General features: G+C 70.7%; 23 protein-coding genes. 12 read left to right on the top strand and 11 right to left on the bottom strand.

Annotated elements, in window-relative coordinates:
- Positions 1-235 precede the first annotated feature (235 nt).
- The 5 genes from ACWCRB_RS35625 to ACWCRB_RS35645 all read right to left on the bottom strand — a co-directional run bounded on the left by ACWCRB_RS35625 (position 236) and on the right by ACWCRB_RS35645 (position 3,803).
- A complete protein-coding gene (locus tag ACWCRB_RS35625; RefSeq protein ID WP_451000006.1) occupies positions 236-925 on the bottom strand; it encodes an HAD family hydrolase in 690 nt (229 codons plus the stop codon).
- A gap of 52 nt (positions 926-977) precedes the next feature.
- A complete protein-coding gene (locus ACWCRB_RS35630) occupies positions 978-1,331 on the bottom strand; it encodes a twin-arginine translocation signal domain-containing protein (protein ID WP_451000007.1) in 354 nt (117 codons plus the stop codon).
- 134 nt (positions 1,332-1,465) lie between these two features.
- Positions 1,466-2,143 carry a phosphatase PAP2 family protein gene (locus ACWCRB_RS35635; RefSeq protein WP_451000008.1) on the bottom strand — a complete coding sequence of 226 codons (678 nt, stop codon included), beginning with the start codon at positions 2,141-2,143 and terminating at the stop codon, positions 1,466-1,468.
- A 73-nt stretch (positions 2,144-2,216) separates the two neighbouring features.
- Positions 2,217-3,152 carry a M56 family metallopeptidase gene (locus ACWCRB_RS35640; RefSeq protein WP_451000009.1) on the bottom strand — a complete coding sequence of 312 codons (936 nt, stop codon included), beginning with the start codon at positions 3,150-3,152 and terminating at the stop codon, positions 2,217-2,219.
- Positions 3,153-3,242: 90 nt separating this feature from the next.
- Positions 3,243-3,803 (bottom strand): DUF5134 domain-containing protein, encoded by a 561-nt coding sequence (locus ACWCRB_RS35645; RefSeq protein ID WP_451000031.1) that lies wholly within the window; start codon positions 3,801-3,803, stop codon positions 3,243-3,245.
- Between the two features lie 156 nt (positions 3,804-3,959).
- Here ACWCRB_RS35645 and ACWCRB_RS35650 point away from each other — a divergent pair, with 156 nt between their 5' ends.
- Both ACWCRB_RS35650 and ACWCRB_RS35655 read left to right on the top strand, forming a co-directional pair.
- Positions 3,960-5,657, top strand: coding sequence for an FUSC family protein (locus ACWCRB_RS35650; protein ID WP_451000010.1), 1,698 nt, complete (start codon positions 3,960-3,962; stop codon positions 5,655-5,657).
- A 116-nt stretch (positions 5,658-5,773) separates the two neighbouring features.
- The gene (locus ACWCRB_RS35655; protein ID WP_451000011.1) at positions 5,774-6,364 is read left to right on the top strand and encodes a MarR family winged helix-turn-helix transcriptional regulator; all 591 of its coding nucleotides are present in this window, start codon (positions 5,774-5,776) and stop codon (positions 6,362-6,364) included.
- Between the two features lie 13 nt (positions 6,365-6,377).
- On the opposite strand, the gene ACWCRB_RS35660 is transcribed toward ACWCRB_RS35655, so the two are convergent.
- Complete coding sequence (locus tag ACWCRB_RS35660; protein WP_451000012.1) at positions 6,378-7,142, bottom strand: VOC family protein; 765 nt, start codon at positions 7,140-7,142, stop codon at positions 6,378-6,380.
- Positions 7,143-7,237: 95 nt separating this feature from the next.
- Positions 7,238-7,630 carry a VOC family protein gene (locus tag ACWCRB_RS35665; RefSeq protein ID WP_369029898.1) on the bottom strand — a complete coding sequence of 131 codons (393 nt, stop codon included), beginning with the start codon at positions 7,628-7,630 and terminating at the stop codon, positions 7,238-7,240.
- A gap of 102 nt (positions 7,631-7,732) precedes the next feature.
- On the opposite strand from ACWCRB_RS35665, the gene ACWCRB_RS35670 reads away from it, so the two are divergent.
- Positions 7,733-8,272 carry a GNAT family N-acetyltransferase gene (locus ACWCRB_RS35670; protein ID WP_451000032.1) on the top strand — a complete coding sequence of 180 codons (540 nt, stop codon included), beginning with the start codon at positions 7,733-7,735 and terminating at the stop codon, positions 8,270-8,272.
- A 3-nt stretch (positions 8,273-8,275) separates the two neighbouring features.
- On the opposite strand, the gene ACWCRB_RS35675 is transcribed toward ACWCRB_RS35670, so the two are convergent.
- Positions 8,276-8,959, bottom strand: a complete 684-nt coding sequence (locus tag ACWCRB_RS35675; protein ID WP_451000033.1) for a glycerophosphodiester phosphodiesterase — start codon at positions 8,957-8,959, stop codon at positions 8,276-8,278.
- 290 nt (positions 8,960-9,249) lie between these two features.
- Here ACWCRB_RS35675 and ACWCRB_RS35680 point away from each other — a divergent pair, with 290 nt between their 5' ends.
- The 5 genes from ACWCRB_RS35680 (at position 9,250) to ACWCRB_RS35700 (ending at position 13,889) form a co-directional block, all read left to right on the top strand.
- On the top strand, positions 9,250-10,647 hold the full coding sequence (locus ACWCRB_RS35680; RefSeq protein WP_451000013.1) for a DUF6421 family protein: 1,398 nt from the start codon (positions 9,250-9,252) through the stop codon (positions 10,645-10,647).
- A gap of 41 nt (positions 10,648-10,688) precedes the next feature.
- Entirely contained in the window at positions 10,689-11,444 is a 756-nt protein-coding gene (locus tag ACWCRB_RS35685; RefSeq protein WP_451000014.1) for an SDR family NAD(P)-dependent oxidoreductase, read from the top strand.
- Positions 11,441-12,511 (top strand): threonine aldolase family protein, encoded by a 1,071-nt coding sequence (locus ACWCRB_RS35690; protein ID WP_451000015.1) that lies wholly within the window; start codon positions 11,441-11,443, stop codon positions 12,509-12,511. Before ACWCRB_RS35685 ends, ACWCRB_RS35690 begins: the two co-directional genes overlap by 4 nt.
- Positions 12,512-12,594: 83 nt before the next feature.
- Complete coding sequence (locus ACWCRB_RS35695) at positions 12,595-13,188, top strand: transglutaminase domain-containing protein (protein WP_451000016.1); 594 nt, start codon at positions 12,595-12,597, stop codon at positions 13,186-13,188.
- An 8-nt stretch (positions 13,189-13,196) separates the two neighbouring features.
- Entirely contained in the window at positions 13,197-13,889 is a 693-nt protein-coding gene (locus tag ACWCRB_RS35700) for a B3/B4 domain-containing protein (protein ID WP_451000017.1), read from the top strand.
- A gap of 85 nt (positions 13,890-13,974) precedes the next feature.
- Here ACWCRB_RS35700 and ACWCRB_RS35705 read toward each other — a convergent pair whose 3' ends face one another.
- Positions 13,975-14,703: a lysophospholipid acyltransferase family protein gene (locus ACWCRB_RS35705; protein ID WP_451000018.1), complete on the bottom strand. Its 729-nt coding sequence runs from the start codon at positions 14,701-14,703 to the stop codon at positions 13,975-13,977.
- Positions 14,704-14,858: 155 nt separating this feature from the next.
- A complete protein-coding gene (locus ACWCRB_RS35710; RefSeq protein WP_451000019.1) occupies positions 14,859-15,275 on the bottom strand; it encodes a DUF4395 domain-containing protein in 417 nt (138 codons plus the stop codon).
- A 75-nt stretch (positions 15,276-15,350) separates the two neighbouring features.
- On the opposite strand from ACWCRB_RS35710, the gene ACWCRB_RS35715 reads away from it, so the two are divergent.
- The 4 genes from ACWCRB_RS35715 (at position 15,351) to ACWCRB_RS35730 (ending at position 18,583) form a co-directional block, all read left to right on the top strand.
- Positions 15,351-15,764, top strand: coding sequence for a TlpA family protein disulfide reductase (locus tag ACWCRB_RS35715; protein ID WP_369032000.1), 414 nt, complete (start codon positions 15,351-15,353; stop codon positions 15,762-15,764).
- 231 nt (positions 15,765-15,995) lie between these two features.
- Positions 15,996-16,514: a flavin reductase family protein gene (locus tag ACWCRB_RS35720; protein ID WP_451000020.1), complete on the top strand. Its 519-nt coding sequence runs from the start codon at positions 15,996-15,998 to the stop codon at positions 16,512-16,514.
- Positions 16,515-16,759: 245 nt separating this feature from the next.
- Positions 16,760-17,545 (top strand): electron transfer flavoprotein subunit beta/FixA family protein, encoded by a 786-nt coding sequence (locus tag ACWCRB_RS35725; protein WP_451000021.1) that lies wholly within the window; start codon positions 16,760-16,762, stop codon positions 17,543-17,545.
- A gap of 75 nt (positions 17,546-17,620) precedes the next feature.
- Entirely contained in the window at positions 17,621-18,583 is a 963-nt protein-coding gene (locus ACWCRB_RS35730; protein ID WP_451000022.1) for an electron transfer flavoprotein subunit alpha/FixB family protein, read from the top strand.
- Between the two features lie 87 nt (positions 18,584-18,670).
- Here the strand turns inward: ACWCRB_RS35730 and ACWCRB_RS35735 are convergent, their stop codons facing one another.
- Complete coding sequence (locus ACWCRB_RS35735; protein WP_451000023.1) at positions 18,671-19,576, bottom strand: endonuclease/exonuclease/phosphatase family protein; 906 nt, start codon at positions 19,574-19,576, stop codon at positions 18,671-18,673.
- Between the last annotated feature and the right edge of the window lie 70 nt (positions 19,577-19,646).

The following is a 19,646-nucleotide window of genomic DNA, read 5'->3' on the forward strand; positions in this document are numbered from 1 at the left end:
GGCTGACCGTCGCCGCCGGTGGTTGACTGTTGTCTGTCGACAGAAGGCCACCGCGATTCCTCATTGACCAAGGGGCCGCGTGGGGACATGCTGTTACTTCTGCATTGACTTTTTGTCAGCTGGCACAGGTCAAAGCAGCCGAAACGGCTCTCTGAGGGCGGTTTCGGGCGGCCCGCCTGTCTGGGGTGACGCGGGGGATCACCTCAGACCGGCGTGCCCTTCCCGGAGCGGAGCCTCAGCCGGCCAGGTCCAGCACCGGCCGCAGCCCGTCCGGGCGTTCGGACACCGGCAGATGGTCCACGAAGTGCACCGCGCAGCCCAGCTCCGCCGCGCCACCGTCCGCGCGCCGGTCGTCACCGACCATGAGCACGTCCTGCGGGGCCACGGCGAGCGAGTCGCAGGCGACCTTGAACAGACGCGGGTCCGGCTTCTGGACGCCGTGCTCGTACGACAGGACATAGGCGTCGACGAACACGTCCAGCCCGTGCGCCCGGAACACGGGCCGCAGATCCCACCCGATGTTGCTGACCACCCCGACGGAGATCCCGCGCTCCCGCAGCGCGCCCAGCACCTCGACGGCATCGGGATACGGGGCCCACGCGGCCGGCGCCATGTGCCGCTCGTACAACGCGTCGTACAACGCCGGGTCGGGGAGCGGCACCTGACGGGCGAGCCCGGTGTACGCGGCCCGGTGCAGCTCGGCGCTCTCGTCGCGGATCCCCCACACGGCGGCCAGCTCCTGAGGCAACCGCTGAGGAGAGGCCCCGCCCGGCAGCGCCCCCGCCACCTCCAGCGCCCGCGCCGTCACGGCGAACTCCGCCTCCGACAGACCGAGTCCGCGCTCGGCGAGAACGGCACGCAGCCAGGACTCGGTGGACTCGATACGGCAGAGGGTCCCGGAGAAGTCGAACAGCACGGCAGCCATGCGCCGGACTTTACCCGGGCGTCCGTCCAGCGCGCGGCCGTCGTGACGGACGTCAGTTCAAGGGCGCGGGCACCGGGGTGCCGTAGAAGGTCATGGTCGGCCAACCGCGGGATTCGAGATAGGCGTTGAGCGCGTTCGCGACGTCGATGGGATCGATCTGATTCGGCCGGGCGGCGCCGGTGGTGGAGCAACTCACCCGGAACGAGAGGGTCACGTGTCCGTCGGCCTCGCTGTATTCGGGGTTGGGGATGTTGGAGTCGCCGCTGAATTCGGTGTTGTACGGGAACTCGGGCAACGCGGTGGGGTCGTCCTCCGCCGCCTCCGCCTGTGTCGCCGTCCCCAGGGCCGCGCCCGCCGCGGCCGTCCCCGAGTAACCCAGCAGCGAACGTCTCGAGATGCTGGACAAGTTGCCCCCTGTTCGTCGACTTCTTCCGATGGCTCGGTCGGGTGTCTCCCGCAGCCGTCGTCGATCGTATGTACGGGTACGGGGCGGGTGGGGCTGAATTGGACCGTCCGTAAGTGGAGGAGCGAACCGCCAGGTCAGCGCCGCTCGGGCAGCCGCCCGAACCGCTCGTACGACACCACCGCCACCGTCACCACCAGCGCCCCGAGGAGCCAGCCGCCGAGCACGTCCGACGGCCAGTGGACGCCGAGCCAGATCCGGGTCAGGCCGGCGCCCGCGACCGAGACCACCGCGACCGTGACCGCCGTACGCCACACCGCGCGTCCGACGCCGTACCGGTGCAGCAGCCACAGCAGGAGGCCGCACACCACCGTGGCGGTCATGGCGTGGCCGGAGGGGAAGGCCGCGTAGTGCGCGGAGTCGACCGGGTCGGGCCAGACCGGGCGGGCGCGGCCGACCGCCGCCTTGAGGGCCTGCTGGAGGATCGTGCCCAGCGCACAGGCGGCCACCAGCCAGAGCGCGAGCCACCACGCGGAGTGCCGCCACACCAGCCACACCACCACGGCCGCGCACAGCAGGCGCATCGTCAGCGGGTCCCACACCCAGTCCGTGAGGATGCGGAACGCGTGGGTGAGCCCGGGTTCGTCGACCGCCCAGCGATGGGTGGCGCGCGCGATGTCGCCGTCGAGGGCGATCAGCGGATGCCAGTCCACCGCGACCAGGGTCAGGAGCAGCGCGGAGGCGAGGGCCAGGGCGACGGCGACGCGGACGGCCGGGTGCCGGACCGAGCGCCGGAGGTGGGGGACAAGGTGCATGGGGGGCATGGTGCGATCCTCGCCGACCCATGGGGCGGGAGGCCAACCCAGGGGGTGGCGGGAGGCCGGCGCGCTATCCGAGTGCCCGCAGTCCCGGTACGAATGCCACCAGCACGGGAACCACCGGCACCAGGGCCGCCGCTGCCGTCAGCCGCAGCCTGTGGACCGGCGGCAGCCGGTCCGGTGCGGTCAGCAGCCGGTGCACGCGCTGGGGGAGATGGGCCTGCGGGGTCGGGGACGGGCCGAACACGCCCCGGTCCTCGTTGAGTTCGACGAGCGCGAGGGCGGTCGTCAGTCGGCCGAAGCGACGGGATGCCATGTCGTCGGCGGCGAGTTCCACCAGCCGGTGCATCTCGTCCTGGAACGAGGCGAAAACCGGCACCTGCGGAAACCCGTTGGCCAGCGCCCCCGAGCAGTGCAGCAGCCAGTCGTGCCGGGCCCGCGCGTGCCCCTGCTCGTGCGCGAGCACGGCGTCCAGCTGGCGCCCGGTGAGGCGGCGCATCGCGGCCGTGGTGACGACAAGGCCGGGCGCGGTGCCGGGCAGCCACCAGGCGTCGGCGCGCTCGCCCTCCAGGACCACGAGCCGGTCGGGACGCGGCTCCTCACCGGGCAACAGCGGGGCACGGACGAGGAGTTCGGCACGCCGCGACCTGCGCCGCCTGCGCGCCCGTACGACCTCACGGACCAGCATCGCCGCGGTCCACAGCCCACCGCAGGCGAGCGCGACGGCCGTCGTCGCGGCCCAGGGACGGGACGCGCCGAGGACGTACGCCTCCACCACCGCGTGCGGTGCCGGGGCGAACACATGGCCGCGCACGGCCTGCCAGGCCGCCGCCGCGCTGAGCGTCATCGACAGCGCGCAGCACATCAGTACGGCCGCCACCACGCACTGCCACACCCACAGGGCGACCACCGGTTCGCGGTCCGGCCAGTCGGCGCGGGCAAGCAGCCGCGGGGCGACGACGGCGGTCAGCGCGCCGAGCAGCAACAGTGCTGCGGGGACCATCATGGGTGCACCCTATGAGCGGGGCGGCGCTCGGACCTACGGTCCGTCGCGGCAAAGTGACGCAGACCACGGATTCGTACAGTCTTCGTGCAGTCAGAGCGTGAGCAGCATGGCGACCGTCGCGATGCCCATCGACAACCGGCAGGCGCGCGCCAGTTCGGGCCGGTCGCCCCAGCCGACCGAGCCGCTCCGGACCCCACTGCCACCACCGCCGACGGCCAGCACCGGTACCGACAGCAGCCGGACGCCGGACAGCAGCACGTACCCGGTGAAGTAGAGGAGCAGCGCCGTCGTCAGCAACGGGACTCCGGACACGTGGTGGTGGGCGGGTGCTGCGGCCATCGCAGCCGCCATGTAGGCCATGGCGAACGCGCCCACCAGGTGGTGCAGATGGTGCGGTCCGGTGCGGGCCGCCCACAGGGCGCGCAGCGCGGCTGTGCCGAACACGGCCGTGTACACCAGCCAGGCCCAGCGCGGCGGAGTCAGTACGGCGGCGGGCACTGCCATCGCGGCCATGCCGAAGCCCATCAGCGCCTCGCCGCCCGCGGCCCGGCGCTGCTCCTCGACGGTGCTGCGCATCCGCAGCAGGCAGTAGGCCCCGGTCGCCGCGCACAGCGCGACCAGCAGCCACCCGGGCGAAGCCGGACCGTGCACACGCACCTCCCCCTCGACCCCGAGACCTCCGCTGAAGAGATGCCCGCGCCGGCCGGTGCGCATGCGAGCGCAAGGGTGTACGTGGGGGAGCGTACGCCGGAGCACCGCAGGTGGGGGTATATGTTTTACGAGTAAAACACCTGCTAATCTTCAAGGGTGAGCCCCGATTCCGCCATCACCCCGCCCGTGCGGCGCCTCCCGCTGACCGGCGTGCTGCGCGTCGGCCGACCGTCGGACATCTGGTTCAAACCGGCCCTGAGCGTGATCGCCGCCGTCGCCCCGCCCTGTCTGACCCTGGCCGCGCTGGACCGCCTCGACCTGGCGATGTATGCCATGGCCGGGGCCCTGTGCGCGCTCTACGCCCACAACCGGCCGTACGCCGCCCGGGCCCGCGTCCTGGCGGGAGTGGTCCTCGGCATGCTTGCCGGACTGGCCGTCGCGCTCGTCGCCGCCTCGCTCACCGGTAACGCCGTCATCCTGGTCACCGTGGGCGCGCTGCTGGCCGCCGTGCAGAAGACGCTGTGCGACGCCACGCGCATCGGGCCGCCCGCGAACGTGGTCCTGACCTTCGTGTCGTCCGCCGCGCTGTTCGCCCCGCAGACTCTCGGCCAGGTTCCCGGCCATCTGGCACTCGCCGCCGGGGCGGGCTGCTGGGCCTGGCTCGTCGGCATGGCACCCGGACTCGTCCGCCCGCACGGCCCGGAGCGCCGCGCGACGGCCCACGCCCTGAACGCCGTCGCCGCACACATCGAGGCGCACGGCCGTGGCATCGGCGGCCACGGGTACGCCCGGTCGCGGATAGCCGCCGAGACCGCGGTCCAGGCGGCCCGGCAGACGCTGTCGTCGGCAGGTGGGCGCCCGGGCACCACTCGTGCCTCGACCCGACGCGCCCTCCAACGGCTGGTCGTACGAGCCGAGTTCGCGCTCGCTGAGGGTCGGCCCGGTGAACTGCGCGCCTGGGCGAGGGAGTTGCGCGGCGGCGGACAGATCCCGACGCCCGGCGAACATCTCGCCGGAGAGCCGCAGGCCGCCGAACTCGCTGCCCCACCACCACCGTTGTGGACCAGGCTCGGCCCGCTCGCACCCTTCGCCGCACGCACCGCCCTGGGCTGCGCCCTTGCCGGATACGCCTCCCTCGCCCTCGGTATCGGCCGCCCGTACTGGGCCCTCGTCACCGCGGCCTCCCTCTACCAGGCCAACGTCACCCTCACCTGGAACCGGGCCGTGCAGCGGACTGTCGGCAACCTCGCCGGGGTGCTGCTCTTCGCCGCCGTCGTACCGCTGGCCCACCTCGGGCCGGTCGCCCTCGTCCTGTGCTGCCTCGCCCTCAACTTCGGCGCCGAGGCGCTGATGAGCCGCAACTACTGGCTCGGCAGCGTCTGTGTGACCCCGATGGCGCTGCTCGTCACCGAGTTCACGGGGTTCCAGGAACCCGGCCGGCTGATGACCGAGCGGATCGTCGACACCTGCGTCGGCGCGCTGCTCGGCTTCGTCGCGGCCGTCGCGGTCACCAACCACCGCGCGGGGGTCCGCGTCGAGCACGCGCTCACGGCGGTGGAACACGCCCGCACCCACGCCGAACGCGCTCTGACGGACGTACATCCTGTACCCGAACGCCTGGACGAAGCCCGTCGTGGCCTCGCCGCCGCCCTCTCCGACCTGCGCACCACCGCCGACACGGCCGCCGGGGAGTGGTGGCAGCGCACCCGCCCCCAGGAGCGGGTCGTGCTCGCCGAACGGTCCGGACACCGTACGCTCGCGGCGACGGCACGAGGTCCGGGGCTGCGCCCCCAGGGCCTGGCGTCACATTCCCGCCTGCCCGGGGGCGCCGCGCACGCTCCCCCACTGCCTTGAGGACGTGGGAGGTGCCCCCGGGCCCGCCCTCCGGGCGGACGACGGGAATGCGACGACAGGGCCTGGGCGGCTGCCGACACGCGGACGGACGACAGGGCGACGGAGGACGTACGGCCATGACGGCAGGGAACGGGGGCACGCCGCCCGGCAGAGGCGCGGCGGCCGAGGAGACAGCCATCGGGTCGCGAGCCACCCTCGGCCCGGCACACGACACCGTGGCCGGAGTCGTACGCCAGTGGCAGACCGTCCATCCCGGCCTCGACACCGGGCCCATGGAGATCATCGGCCGGATCAACCGCTGCGCCGCCCTCCTCCAGCAGGCCGAGGACGCCCCCCTGCGCCGGGTCGGTCTCACCCGCCCCGAGTTCGATCTGCTCGGCGCGCTGAGGCGCACCGGCCATGAACTGACCCCGAGCGAACTCACCCGCGAGACCTTCTCCTCCGGGGCCGCCGTCACCAAGCGGCTCAAACAGCTGACCGAGCGGGGCCTGGTCGAGCGGCGCGGCGACACCCGGGACCGCCGGGTCGCCCACGTCCGCCTCACCGACGCCGGACGCGACCTCGTCGACGGCGTGCTGCCCGAGCAGCTCAGCTACGAGACCGCCGTGCTCTCCGGCCTCGACAGCACCGGTCAGCGCGAACTCGCGGGGCTGCTGGGCGAGTTGCTCGGCAGGCTCGAAGGGCGGCTGGGCGCGCTGCGGTTCTGACCCCGGGCTCGGATCAGCCCTCCGTGTACTCCCGGTGAATGCCGAACACCCCGCCCTGCGGATCCCGCAGCACCGCGATGCGCGGGCCGTTCGGCACGGTCGTGGGCTCCATGGTGATGCCGGCCCCCGCTCCGGCCGCCGCGTCCGCCGAGGCGTCCACGTCCTCGACCACGAAGTACGGCAGCCAGTGCGGCGGCACCTCCGGCGGGTACATGTCGCTCATCGCGAGCATCCCGCCGAACTCGGCACCGTCGACGCCGAAGTGCGTGTATTCGGGGGACGAGGTGACGGACCAGCCGAAGACCTCGGTGTAGAAGGTCCGCGCCCGTTCGGTGTCGCGCGCCGCCAGCTCCACCCAGCCGAGCGAGCCCGGCGCGTTGAGCAGGCCCGCACCCGCGAAGCCCTGGTCCTGCCACAGCTGGAAGGCCGCGCCGTCGGGATCGACGGCCGACGCGAACCGGCCCATGCCCGGCACGTCCCCGGGCTCCATGGCCACCGAGCCGCCCGCCGCCCGCACTTTCGTCGCGGTCGCGTCCACGTCCGCCACGGCGAACGTCACGAACCAGGCGACGGGCTGCTTCTCCTCGCCCAGCGGCACGAACGCGGCGACCGGGGCGTCCCCGAGGTGGGCGATCGTGTAACCGCCCATCTCCGCGGTCGGGTCCGTCTGCGGCCGCCAGCCGAAGAGGTCGGCGTAGAAGCGTTTGGTCGCCTCCAGGTCGGTGGTGCCCAACTCGGCCCAGCAGGGTCCGCCGGTCACGGGCTTGTCGAACTTCATGGCGTCACGGCCTTTCTCAGCGCGTGTGCGGTCCACTGTTCTCCACGCAGCACGCTAGACCCGGTGGTCCGGCGGCGCACCCCAGTGGGCAGCCTTCAGATACCGGGCCGGTACCGCAGCGGATGGTCCGCCGGCACCTCCACCAGCACGATCCGTGTGCCGTCCGGGTCCGCGATCCACATCTCGACGAGCCCCCACGGCTCCTTCACCGGCGGCCGGACGATCTCGACACCCCGGGACACCAGCTCGTCGTGCGCGGCCGTCACGTCCGCCACCTGGAGCCACAGCCGTACGGACGGCGACGGGGGTTCCTCGGCCCGACCCGACAGCTCCAGGAACCCGCCGCCGAGGAAGTAGACCGTGCCCCGCTCCGGACCCGTCCCGAACTCGCGGTGGACGGCGAGCCCCAGCCGCTCGCCGTAGAAGACCCGGGAACGCTCCGGGTCGAGGGGCCGGAGAAGAACCCGGCTGCTCAGTACATGCACCATGCAACCGGAGCCTAGGGCCTGTCCGGCGCCGGAGTTACGCTCATCGGTGCCCGCGCTGCGCACCAGAAACACGAGCACCCAGAGAACATGGAGAGCCGCCTCATGGACACCACCGCCACCGGACCGACCTTCCGGGACGCCACCGAGGACGACGTCGACACCCTGGTCGAGCTGATCGAGTCGGCGTACCGGGGCGACGCCAGCCGGGCCGGCTGGACCACCGAGGCGGACATCCTCGAAGGGCAGCGCAGCGATCCGCAGATCGTGCTCGGCGTCATCAAGGCGGCCGACAGCCGGCTGCTGACCGTCGAACAGGACGGCCGCGTGGTCGCCTGCTGCCAGCTCGAACACCGTGGCGACCACGCCTACTTCGGCATGTTCGCGGTCAGCCCCGCCCTCCAGGGCGCGGGCCTCGGCAAGGTGATCATCGCCGAGGCGGAGCGGTCGGCGCGCGAGACCTGGGGCACCCGCGAGATGCACATGACCGTGATCTCCGTACGGAACGACCTGATCGCCTGGTACGAGCGGCGCGGCTACCGCCGTACGGGAAAGATGACCCCCTTCCCGTACGGCGACGAGCGTTTCGGTATTCCGCAGCGCGACGATCTGCAGTTCGAGCTGCTGGTGAAGGAACTCGTGTAGCCGCTACGCGGTGAAGCGGCCCGTGCGTTTGATCTGCGGGTAGTCGGTGGTCGCGCCGTCCAGCTCCAGGGCGCGTACGAGGCGCAGCTGGTCCTGGGTGTTGACGATCCAGCCGATGATCCGCAGGTCCGCCTTCCGCGCCCGCTCGGCGATCTCCAGGGTGAGGCGGCGGATGTTGAGGCAGACGGTAGAGGCGCCGGAGCGGGTGGCGCGGTCCACGACGTCGGTGCCGTAGCGGCTGGCGATGAGCGCCGTGCGTACCCCGGGCACCAGGCGGGTGATCTCGGCGATCGCCTCCTCGTGGAACGAGGACACCTCGACCCGGTCGGCCAGCCCCCGGCGCTCCAGCACCTCGGCCAGCGCCCGCGCCGCCGCCGTGTCCTTGATCTCGGCCTGGAGCGGTGCGCCGACCGCGTCCAGGACCTCCTCGAACACCGGCACGCGCTCGTCGCGGCCCGCGTCCAGGGCGCGCAGCTCGGCGAGGGACTTCTCGGCGACGGTCCCGGTGCCGTCCGTCGTGCGGTCCACGTCGGCGTCGTGCATGACGACGAGGGCGCCGTCCTTGCTGAGACGCAGATCGAGTTCGATCATGTCGAGGCCCGCCTGCTCGGCGGCGACGAACGAACGCAGGGTGTTCTCGGGCTCGACGCCCATGATTCCGCGGTGCCCGATGGTCAGGAAGTTCAAGGTCAACTCGCTTCCGTCGACGGCGGCTCGGCTGCCGCAGCCTAACCGCCGGGCCGGGCAATGAACCCGTACAGACGCGCCGGAACCACTGGCCGGAAGTGATGGCTCGGGAAGCGGGTGTGGAGCGGACGCCGCCGGGTACCGGAAGTAGCCGTCCTTTTGGTTTCCGACAGGAAAAAACGCGGTGACCATGGGGGTGGGCAGGATAATCTCTCCTGGCTCGCCTTGTGGTCGGGAACCTCGTGCGCATACGGTGTTCTTACGCGAGGTTCTCCCGGGGAGGATGGGACATGACGGAAATTCTTGTGCAGGCGGTTCCGGACGAGCGGATTCTTCCGCTCGGCAGGGTGGTGGAGCACCCGGCATGGCCCGTGCTCAAGGATGCCGTGGAGCAGATCCGGCCATGGCAGGCCAAGGACGGGTCGATCGACTTCGACCGGGAGGACGCCCCCGACCACGCGGACGTCGATCTCGCCGTACGCAGGGTCGTGGACGCCGTCGCGGAACTGTCCCCGCTGCTGCCGCACGACACCGCCTACCACCAGGCCCTCGCCAAGGATCTGCGTCGCTGGTCCGACAGCGGATTCCGGGTGCCGGACTTCCTCGACTCGCTGCTGGCCTTCCAGCCCGCCGCGAGCCGCGCGGACGGCCTCCAGCACCTGGTCGTCTTCCCGATGTACACGCAGAACGGCAACCCGGACCGCAACCTCGAAGCGGTCGTCCTGCGCATGGTCTGGCCCGACTGGCTGGCCGAGCTGGAGCGCACCCGCTACGACAACCCGCTGTTCTGCGGCATCACCTTCGAGGACTTCACGGCCGGGTACGACACCAACTCCGCCGTTCTCTTCCCGGAGACGATCGCCGTGCGCGAGGCGCCGGAACGGTTCACCTGGGGCGGCATCTTCTGCGACCGCGAGGCCGCCCGCTTCCGCCGGGTCACCGACGCCGCTGTCGACATCCTCGGTCTCGAACTGCCCGCGGACGTCGCCGCGATGGTCCACGACCAGAAGCGCTGCGAGGAGGCCTTCGTCCTGTGGGACATGGTCCATGACCGCACCCACAGCCACGGCGACCTGCCCTTCGACCCCTTCATGATCAAGCAGCGCCAGCCGTTCTGGATGTACGGCCTCGAAGAGCTGCGCTGCGACCTCACCGCCTTCAAGGAGGCCGTGAAGCTGGAGGCCGAGGGCATCCCGCAGGCCCGTGACGTGCAGTTCGCCGTGCTGTTCGACCGGATGTTCCGCTTCCCGGTCACCGGCGAGCGTGTCCGCAACTACGACGGCCTCGGCGGCCAGCTCCTCTTCGCCTACCTCCACAAGCACGACGTGGTCCGCTGGACCGACAACAAGCTGCACATCGACTGGCAGCGCGCCCCGCAGGTCACCAACCAGCTCTGCGCCGAGATCGAGACCCTCTACCGCGAGGGCATCGACCGCCCCAAGCTCGTCCACTGGTTCAAGGCGTACGAGCTGGTCTCCACCTATCTCGCCCCGCACCCGGGCTCCCGCTGGGCCAAGGGCCCCGACGCCCTCGACCTGAACCAGCCGCCCCGCAAACTCGTCGACGACGTGCTTCCGGACGAGTTTCCGCTGAGCATGTTCTATGAGGCCCTCTCCAAGAAGCTGAAGAACGTGATCGCCTCGACCAAGGGGATCGTCGCGGAGAGCGCCGAGCGGGTCGCCGCATGAGCGACCGCGCCACCGAAAACACTGCTCAGGAGGCGATGAACATGGGGAACGGGGCTCTCAGCGGTGCGGTGATCGCGGTCGCCGGCGCCGGCGGACCGGCCGGCCGCGCGACACTGCTCAGGCTCGCCGAGGCGGGCGCGACCGTCGTCGGCTCGGACAACGACCCGGAGCGGCTCGCCGAGGCCGTCGACGCGGCCAGCTACGCCCACGGCGGCGCCACCGTCGTCGGCGACACCGTCGACCTGCTCGACCTCCAGTCCACCCGGGACTGGGCCACCCGCATCGAGAAGGACTTCGGGCGCGTCGACGGCCTGGTCCACCTCGTCGGCGGCTGGCGCGGCAGCGAGACCTTCACCAGGACCAGTCTCGACGACTGGGACTTCCTGGAGATGCTGCTCATCCGCACCGTCCAGCACACCTCCCTCGCCTTCCATGAGGCGCTCCAGCGCAGCGAACGCGGCCGGTACGTCCTGATCAGCGCCGCCGGTGCGAGCAAGCCCACCGCGGGCAACGCCGCGTACTCCGCCGCCAAGGCCGCCGCCGAGGCGTGGACGCTGGCCATGGGCGACTTCTTCCGCAAGGCCGGTGCCTCGGAGGGCGCGGACGGGCCGACGTCGGCGGCTGCGATCCTGGTCGTGAAGGCGTTGGTGCACGACGCGATGCGCGCCGAGCGCCCCAACGCGAAGTTCGCGGGCTTCACCGACGTCAAGGAACTGGCCGAGGCCATCGTCGGCGTCTGGGACCGGCCCGCCGCCGAAGTGAACGGGAAACGTCTGTGGCTCACCGAGAAGCCGTGAACCCTCCGAAGACCGACGCACGCCGTCATCACGACCCGGAGGCACGGGGCTTCGCCAGCGACAACTACGCGGGGGCCCACCCCGAGGTGCTCGCCGCCCTGGCCCTGGCCAACGGCGGGCACCAGGTCGCGTACGGCGAGGACGACTACACGGAGAACCTCCAGCGGATCGTCCGCAGCCACTTCGGGGCCACCGCGGAGGCGTTCCCCGTCTTCAACGGCACCGGGGCCAACGTCGTCGCGCTCCAGGCGGTCACCGACCGCTGGGGCGCCGTGATCTGCGCCGACAGCGCGCACATCAACGTCGACGAGGGCGGCGCCCCCGAACGCATGGGCGGCCTCAAACTGCTCACGGTGCCCACCCCGGACGGCAAACTGACGCCCGACCTGATCGACCGCCAGGCGTACGGCTGGGACGACGAGCACCGCGCGATGCCGCAGGTCGTCTCCATCACCCAGAGCACCGAACTGGGCACCCTCTACACCCCGGACGAGATCCGCGCGATCTGCGACCACGCCCACGCGCACGGCATGAAGGTCCACCTCGACGGCTCCCGCATAGGCAACGCGGCGGCCTCCCTCGACGTCCCGATGCGGACGTTCACCAACGCCGTCGGCGTCGACATCCTCTCCCTCGGCGGGACGAAGAACGGCGCGCTGTTCGGCGAGGCGGTCGTCGTCATCAACCAGGACGCCGTCAGCCACATGAAGCACCTGCGCAAGCTGTCCATGCAGCTCGCCTCCAAGATGCGCTTCGTCTCGGTGCAGTTGGAGGCCCTGCTCGCCAAGGACCTGTGGCTGCGCAATGCCCGCCACTCCAACGCGATGGCCCAGCGGCTGGCCGAGGGCGTGCGGGCCGTGCACGGGGTCGAGATCCTCCACCCGGTCCAGGCGAACGCGGTCTTCGCCCGCCTCCCGCACGACGTGAGCGAACGCCTGCAGAAGCGCTTCCGCTTCTACTTCTGGGACGAGGCGGCGGGCGACGTCCGCTGGATGTGCGCCTTCGACACGACGGAGGACGACGTGGACGCGTTCGTGGCGGCGCTGAAGGAGGAGATGGCGCGCTAGCGGGGAGTGCGAGAGTGCATAGGTATGCGTTCACCTGAAAAGTCATTGACTCTAGGGTGATCGCTTTCCTATGCTCTGGATGCATGGAGCTGATCCAGAACACCCCCGACCTGTCCGCGTATCTGGCCGCTGACGAGGTCATCGACCACCATCACGCGGTGGTACGAGAGACCGCGGCGCGTCTCGCCAGGGAAGCGTCGGACTCGTATGTCTATGCGCAGGCGGCGTACGAGTTCGTGCGCGACACCATCCCGCACTCCGCCGACAGCGGCGACCCGCGCGTCACCTGGCGGGCATCCGACGTCCTGGAGCAGCGCACCGGCATCTGCTACGCCAAGGCCCACGCGCTGGCCGCGCTGCTGCGCGCCGAGGACATCCCCACGGCGCTCTGCTATCAGCGGCTCGCGCACGACGACGGGAACGGTCACGCCGTGCACGGCCTGGTCGCCGTACGGTTCAACGGCGCCTGGCATCGGCAGGACCCGCGGGGCAACAAGGCGGGCGTGGACGCGCGGTTCTCCCTCGACGCGGAGCGGCTGGCGTGGGTCCCGGACGCGAAGTCCAATGAGGTGGACTATTCGGTACTGTACGCTGAACCTCATCCGGTCGTACTGGGCGTACTCAAGGCCGCGCCCGACAGGCCGTATCTCTGGAAGACGCTCCCCACCGCACTCTGAGGCAAGCGATGACACTCACCCTGACCGTGTCCGACGAGGTGCGCGCACTCGCGCCCGGCTTCACCCACGTCGCCATCGAGGCGCACGGACTCGTCAACGGGCCCAGCACCGACGCCAGTTCGGCGCTCCTGGACGACGCGGCCCGCCGGCTCGCCGTGCGTCTGGACGGCCGCGCCCCGCACGAGGACGCGCACATCGCCGCCTGGCGCGACACGTACACGGCGTTCGGCTCCAAGCCCTCGCGCACCCGCAACTCGGCCGAGGCGCTCGCCAAGCGGGCCCTCACGGACGCCGGTCTGCCCCGGATCAACGTCCTGGTCGACCTCTACAACGCGATCAGCGTGGCGCATCTGATCCCGGTCGGCGGCGAGGACCTCGACCGCATCCAGGGCGGGATGCGGCTCGTACGTGCCACCGGCAGCGAGGACTTCGTGACCGTGGCCGGCGGTGAGGACATCGTCGAGCACCCTGACGCCGGTGAGGTCGTGTGGTGCGACGAGGTGGGTGTGACCTGCCGTCGCTGGAACTGGCGCCAGGGTCCGCGTACGCGGCTCACGGAGGAGTCGACGTCCGCGATCTTCCTGCTGGAGTGCATGGCCCCGCCGATGACGGTCGCCGAGGCGAATGCCGCCGGGGCGGAACTGGCCGAACTGCTGGAGAAGTTCAGCCCAGGGGCGCGGATTACGGTGCGAAACGCGTAAGTTCGTCGGCTGCGGGCCCGGTGGGGGCTGGTCGCGCCCCGCGGCGGAGCCGCAAATCGATACAGCCCCGCGCCCCTAGGGGGTTTCAGCTGGCGCCTGTTTCGCTGACCTCTTCTGGCGTCGGGGCCGTGCCCCCGAGATGCGCCGGCATCCACCACGTGTCGTCCGGCCCCTTGGGGCGAACCGGGTACGCCCGCTGAGCCGCTTCCAGAAGCTCGTTCACGCGCTCGCGCAGCTGGCGCGTGAGCGCGCCCGCGTACTTGTCGCGGGATGCCTCGATGGCTTCGCCCACCCGGATCGTGATCGGGATGTGGCTGCGCTTGAAGTTGCGCGGGTGGCCCTTGGTCCAGAGGCGCTGTGTGCCCCACACGGCCATCGGGATCAGCGGGACGCCCGCCTCCTGGGCCATGCGTGCGGCGCCGGACTTGAAGGCCTTCAGCGTGAACGACTGCGAGATCGTGGCCTCGGGGAAGACACCGACGATCTCGCCGGAGCGCAGCGAGTCGAGGGCGTGCTGGTACGCCGCCTCGCCCTTCTTGCGGTCCACCGGGATGTGCTTCATGTTGCGCATCAGCGGGCCGGAGATCTTGTGCCGGAACACCGATTCCTTCGCCATGAAGCGCACCAGCCGCTTCTGCGGGAGCGCGGCCAGGCCGTCGAAGATGAAGTCCAGGTAGCTGATGTGGTTGCTCACCAGCACCGCGCCACCGGAGCGCGGGATGTTTTCCGACCCCTTGCAGTCGATCTTCAGGTCCCAGGCCTTGAACAACGTCTGGGCGAGACCGACGGCAGGACGGTAGACAAGCTCAGCCATGGACGGGGTGGACCCTTCTCTCTGTTCTGCCTGGGAAGGGGGGTTCCCGGCGGGAAACTTACGCAGCCGTAGGTTTTACGGCATTGCGCAGATCGTGCCCCAAGAACGGACGACTGGCCAGCCCTCGTGCCTGTGAACGGCGAGATACTTGTCACTCACTCCGTACGTACCGTCATCCGGCGTACAACCAGATACATCTCGCACCCGAGGCAGTACCCGAACGCCGCGTTCAGGAACGCTGCCGCCAGCGCCGCCCCGGTCGCCGCGATTCCCAGCCACTCGGGGCCCAGCGCGTACCCGACGAGCCCCACGCCCGCGAAGACCAGACCGACCGCCTGCGCGAACCGCGGCGGCTCCGGCGACTCGAACTCCGTCGGCGGGCCGAGCCGCGGACGCACCACCTTGCGGAACAGCCAGCCGTACGGGGAGCGTCCCACCCCGCCCGCCGCGCCCAGCGCGAACGCCAGCGTCTGCCAGGCCAGCAGCCACGCGCTCCCGGTGATCAGCACGACCGCCAGCACGGCGGTCGTCACGGCCGCACCGAGACGCGGCCCTCTCACATCGATGTCCATGAACCGATCATTCCGCAGAGGAAACGTTTTGAGCCGGCGGGAATCTTTGCAGTCACGTGAATGCTGGAGTCGAGGATGACCGGAATCGTGGTGTGCGTGGCGGTGCTCGCGGCGGCGAGCGCCTTCGGAGTGCTGCATCGGCGGCGGAGCGGGAGAGTACGCGTGCGTGGGCGCGACGACGGAAAGCTGCTCGGCGCGGCCGAGTTGGGCGAGAGCCTCGGCGAGCGGGCGACGCTCGTCCAGTTCTCCAGCGCCTTCTGCGCGCCCTGCCGGGCCACCCGCCGCGTCCTCGGCGAGGTGGCCGGCCTCGTCCCCGGCGTCACCCACGTCGAGATCGACGCCGAGGAGCACCTGGACCTCGTACGCAGGCTCGACATTCTCAAGACGCCCACCGTGCTGGTGCTCGACGCCGACGGGCGGATCGTGCGGCGCGCGACCGGGCAGCCGCGCAAGGCCGATGTCATCGCCGCGCTGGGGGAGGCCGTTTGACGTGTTCCGGTATCCGATACCGCCCCTGATGGTGTGTTCGGTGACGCATCTCCCAGATGCCGGAAGCCACTTGACTGCGCCCACCATCTATCGTCAGCCTGACCCTATGCCTCCGGAACTCCTTCTCTACGCGCGAGTCCATGTGGACCTCGTACGCACCGCGAGCGCGCGCTGTCCGGGCCGTTGAGCAGTCACCGCCCAGCTCACCGCCTCCCGCAGAAGGACACGCCCATGACGGCCACGCCCGGCCTCGGCACCCCTCCGTCCGCCGTTCCCGCCTCTCCCGACCTCCTGCGCTCCGTCTTCCGGCAGCACGCGGCCGGTGTCGCCGTGATCACCGCCCAGGGGAGCGCCGGCCCCGTCGGCTTCACCGCCACCTCCCTCGCCTCCGTCTCCGCCGAACCCCCGCTCGTCTCCTTCGGTGTCAGCACCGGCGCCTCCAGCTGGCCCGCGATATCCGGGACCGGCCATGTCGGCGTGCACATACTCGGTGAGCACCAGCACGACCTGGCCGCCACCTTCGCCCGCAGCGGCGCCGACCGGTTCGGCGCGCCCACCGTCTGGCGCGAGGGCCCCGAAGGGGTGCCCGTGCTCGGCGGTGTCCTCGCCTGGCTGGTGTGCCGGATCGTCGCGCGTGTGCCGGCCGGGGACCACCGGATCGTGCTGGCCGAGGTGCTGCTGGGCGATCCCGCGGGCGCCGGACGGCCGCTGCTCTACCACCAGGGGCGCTTCAACGGGCTCCGAGACTGACCCCTTGTGTTCGACCGATCGGTACAATGTGATTTTGGCGATGCTGCGAGACCGCCGAGTTCCGGTTACGCTGCGTTGCGAAGGTCACACGTCAAAGCGCTTGCTTAGTGGGCGCGGAGTGGGTGTACTGGCGAGTAATATTTCGTTCGGGGCGCGGGCCGCCCCGACCGGGATCGGCCGCTTGAGGCGCCTATGCTGCCTGCAGGAAGGCAGCCCGGAACAGACGATGCAGTAGGAGAGCCGGCGTGAGCTTGAGGATCGTTGTCACTGTGAAGTACGTGCCCGACGCCACTGGCGACCGGCACTTCGCCGATGACCTGACCGTCGACCGCGACGACGTGGACGGTCTGCTCTCGGAACTCGACGAATACGCGGTCGAGCAGGCGCTCCAGATCGCCGACGAGGCCGACGACGCAGAGATCACGGTCCTGACCGTCGGTCCCGAGGACGCCAAGGACGCGCTGCGCAAGGCCCTTTCGATGGGCGCTGACAAGGCGATCCACGTCGAGGACGACGACCTGCACGGCACCGACGCCATCGGCACCTCCCTGGTGCTGGCCAAGGCGATCGAGAAGGCCGGCTACGACCTGGTCATCTCCGGCATGGCGTCCACCGACGGCACCATGGGTGTCGTACCGGCGCTGCTGGCCGAGCGGCTGGGCGTTCCGCAGGTCACGCTGCTCTCCGACGTCTCCGTCGAGGACGGCGTCGTGAAGGGCCGTCGTGACGGCGACTCCGCCTCCGAGCAGCTGGAGGCCTCCCTCCCGGCCGTCGTGTCGGTCACCGACCAGTCGGGCGAGGCGCGTTACCCGTCCTTCAAGGGCATCATGGCCGCGAAGAAGAAGCCGGTGGCTGCCTGGGACCTGTCCGACCTGGACCTGGAGGCCGAGGAGGTCGGCCTGGAGGGCGCGTACTCCGCGGTCGACTCCGCCACCGAGCGCCCGGCGCGCACGGCCGGCACGATCGTCAAGGACGAGGGCGAGGGCGGCAAGCAGCTCGCCGAGTTCCTCGCGGGCCAGAAGTTCATCTAGGCCCCGTTCGAGGCTCGTTGAGCCCCGTTCCGCAGACCGCCCCTCATCTTCCGCAAGCAGGAGAGTAGAAGTCCCATGGCTGAAGTTCTCGTCTACGTCGATCACGTGGACGGTGCCGTCCGCAAGCCCACCCTGGAGCTGCTGACCCTCGCCCGCCGCATCGGCGAGCCCGTCGCCGTTGCCCTGGGTGCCGGCGCCGCCGACACCGCGTCCGCGCTCGCCGAGCACGGCGCCGTCAAGGTCCTCACCCACGAGGCCGCCGAGTACGCCGACTACCTGGTCGTCCCGAAGGTCGACGCCCTCCAGGCCGCCTACGACGCCGTGTCCCCGGCCGCCGTGCTGGTCCCCTCCTCCGCCGAGGGCAAGGAGATCGCCGCCCGCCTCGCGCTGCGCATCGGCTCCGGCATCATCACCGACGCCATCGACCTGGAGGCCGGTGACGAGGGCCCGGTTGCCACGCAGTCCGCGTTCGCCGCGTCCTTCACCACCAAGTCCCGCATCGCCAAGGGCACCCCGGTCATCACGGTCAAGCCCAACAGCGCCGCCGTCGAGGCCGCCCCGGCCGCCGGCACGGTCGAGGCGCTCGCCGTCACCTTCTCCGCCCAGGCCACCGGCACCAAGGTCACCGCGCGCACCCCGCGCGAGTCGACCGGGCGTCCGGAGCTGACCGAGGCCGCGATCGTCGTCTCCGGCGGCCGTGGCGTCAACGGCTCGGAGAACTTCGCGATCATCGAGGCGCTCGCCGACTCCCTCGGCGCGGCCGTCGGTGCCTCGCGTGCCGCCGTCGACGCTGGCTGGTACCCGCACACCAACCAGGTCGGCCAGACCGGCAAGTCCGTCTCGCCGCAGCTGTACATCGCCAACGGCATCTCCGGCGCCATCCAGCACCGCGCCGGTATGCAGACCTCGAAGACGATCGTGGCGGTCAACAAGGACGCCGAGGCCCCGATCTTCGACCTCGTCGACTACGGCGTCGTCGGCGACCTCTTCGACGTCGTCCCGCAGCTCACCGAGGAGATCAACACCCGCAAGGGCTGAGTTTCCCGAGCTGTCCTGTCCGAGCAGTCCGAGGCCCCCGCGACCGTACGACCGGTCGCGGGGGCCTCGTCCCGTTCAGGGGCCGGTTCATCCCAGGGTCAACGAGGCCTGCACCGGCAGATGGTCGCTGGGGTACATCCCGTCGACGGAGAAGTTGTTGATCGCCGCCCAGTGTGTGGTCACCCCGGGCGAGGTCAGGATCCAGTCGATGCGCCGACCGCCGGGCTTGGGCGTCCGGTAGGCGGGGAACGTCCCGTACAGCGGACTGCGGGAGTCCGCCGTGTCCCAGGAGTCCACGAGCCCGTTCTCCAGCATCAGGTCGTACACCCGGTTGTCGTGGGCGGCCGAGTTGAAGTCGCCGGTGACGACGACGGGCAGCGACGGGTCCCACCGGGCGATCGTCTCGCCGATGAGCTTCGCGGAGCGCTCCCGGGCGTACTGGCTGACGCTGTCCAGATGGGTGTTGAGAACATAGAACTCCCGCCCCCCGTCGGCGAGATCGGCGAACTTCACCCAGGTCACCATGCGCAGCCAGTCCGCGCCCCAGGTGTTGGAGGCGATCGTGTAGGGGGTGTCGGACAGCCAGAAGTGGTCGAACTCGATCGGGTCGAGTCTGCGGGTGTCGTAGAAGACCGCCATGAACTCGTCCTTGCTGCCACCCCCGCGGCCGGTGCCGATCCAGTCGTAGTGCCCGCCGAGGTCCTTCTCGATCATGCGCACCTGCTGGTAGAGCCCCTCCTGGGTGCCGATGATGTGGGGGCGCTCGCGGCGCAGCAGTTCCCGCATCACCGGTCGCCGCACGGACCAGCGTGGTGTGTCGTCGACGACCGTCGCGAAGCGCACATTGAACGTCATGACGTTCAGGGCGCCCGGGTGCTCGCCGGCGACCGCGGGTTTGGACGAGCCCGCCGTGGTCAGCAGCGGCACGGCGATGGCGACGGCCGCCGCGGACTTGAGTCCTTGACGACGCGTCACTCCGACCTCTTTCGGCACGCGATCTCCTCCCCTTCGGATCAGGATGAACCTTGCACAGTGAATACGGAAGAAGATGCCGGGTCAGCAG

Source organism: Streptomyces sp. NPDC002156 (genome assembly GCF_053593675.1).

Bases quoted from the DNA above. Each gene is read 5' to 3' on its own strand.
- ACWCRB_RS35720 (WP_451000020.1), top strand. From the start codon at position 15,996: ATGACGGCCACGCCCGGCCTCGGCACCCCTCCGTCCGCCGTTCCCGCC.
- ACWCRB_RS35685 (WP_451000014.1), top strand. From the start codon at position 10,689: ATGGGGAACGGGGCTCTCAGCGGTGCGGTGATCGCGGTCGCCGGCGCC.
- ACWCRB_RS35705 (WP_451000018.1), bottom strand. From the start codon at position 14,703: ATGGCTGAGCTTGTCTACCGTCCTGCCGTCGGTCTCGCCCAGACGTTG.
- ACWCRB_RS35665 (WP_369029898.1), bottom strand. From the start codon at position 7,630: ATGGTGCATGTACTGAGCAGCCGGGTTCTTCTCCGGCCCCTCGACCCG.
- ACWCRB_RS35715 (WP_369032000.1), top strand. From the start codon at position 15,351: ATGACCGGAATCGTGGTGTGCGTGGCGGTGCTCGCGGCGGCGAGCGCC.
- ACWCRB_RS35625 (WP_451000006.1), bottom strand. From the start codon at position 925: ATGGCTGCCGTGCTGTTCGACTTCTCCGGGACCCTCTGCCGTATCGAG.
- ACWCRB_RS35670 (WP_451000032.1), top strand. From the start codon at position 7,733: ATGGACACCACCGCCACCGGACCGACCTTCCGGGACGCCACCGAGGAC.
- ACWCRB_RS35695 (WP_451000016.1), top strand. From the start codon at position 12,595: ATGGAGCTGATCCAGAACACCCCCGACCTGTCCGCGTATCTGGCCGCT.
- ACWCRB_RS35710 (WP_451000019.1), bottom strand. From the start codon at position 15,275: ATGGACATCGATGTGAGAGGGCCGCGTCTCGGTGCGGCCGTGACGACC.
- ACWCRB_RS35730 (WP_451000022.1), top strand. From the start codon at position 17,621: ATGGCTGAAGTTCTCGTCTACGTCGATCACGTGGACGGTGCCGTCCGC.
- ACWCRB_RS35700 (WP_451000017.1), top strand. From the start codon at position 13,197: ATGACACTCACCCTGACCGTGTCCGACGAGGTGCGCGCACTCGCGCCC.
- ACWCRB_RS35680 (WP_451000013.1), top strand. From the start codon at position 9,250: ATGACGGAAATTCTTGTGCAGGCGGTTCCGGACGAGCGGATTCTTCCG.
- ACWCRB_RS35635 (WP_451000008.1), bottom strand. From the start codon at position 2,143: ATGCACCTTGTCCCCCACCTCCGGCGCTCGGTCCGGCACCCGGCCGTC.
- ACWCRB_RS35640 (WP_451000009.1), bottom strand. From the start codon at position 3,152: ATGATGGTCCCCGCAGCACTGTTGCTGCTCGGCGCGCTGACCGCCGTC.
- ACWCRB_RS35655 (WP_451000011.1), top strand. From the start codon at position 5,774: ATGACGGCAGGGAACGGGGGCACGCCGCCCGGCAGAGGCGCGGCGGCC.
- ACWCRB_RS35660 (WP_451000012.1), bottom strand. From the start codon at position 7,142: ATGAAGTTCGACAAGCCCGTGACCGGCGGACCCTGCTGGGCCGAGTTG.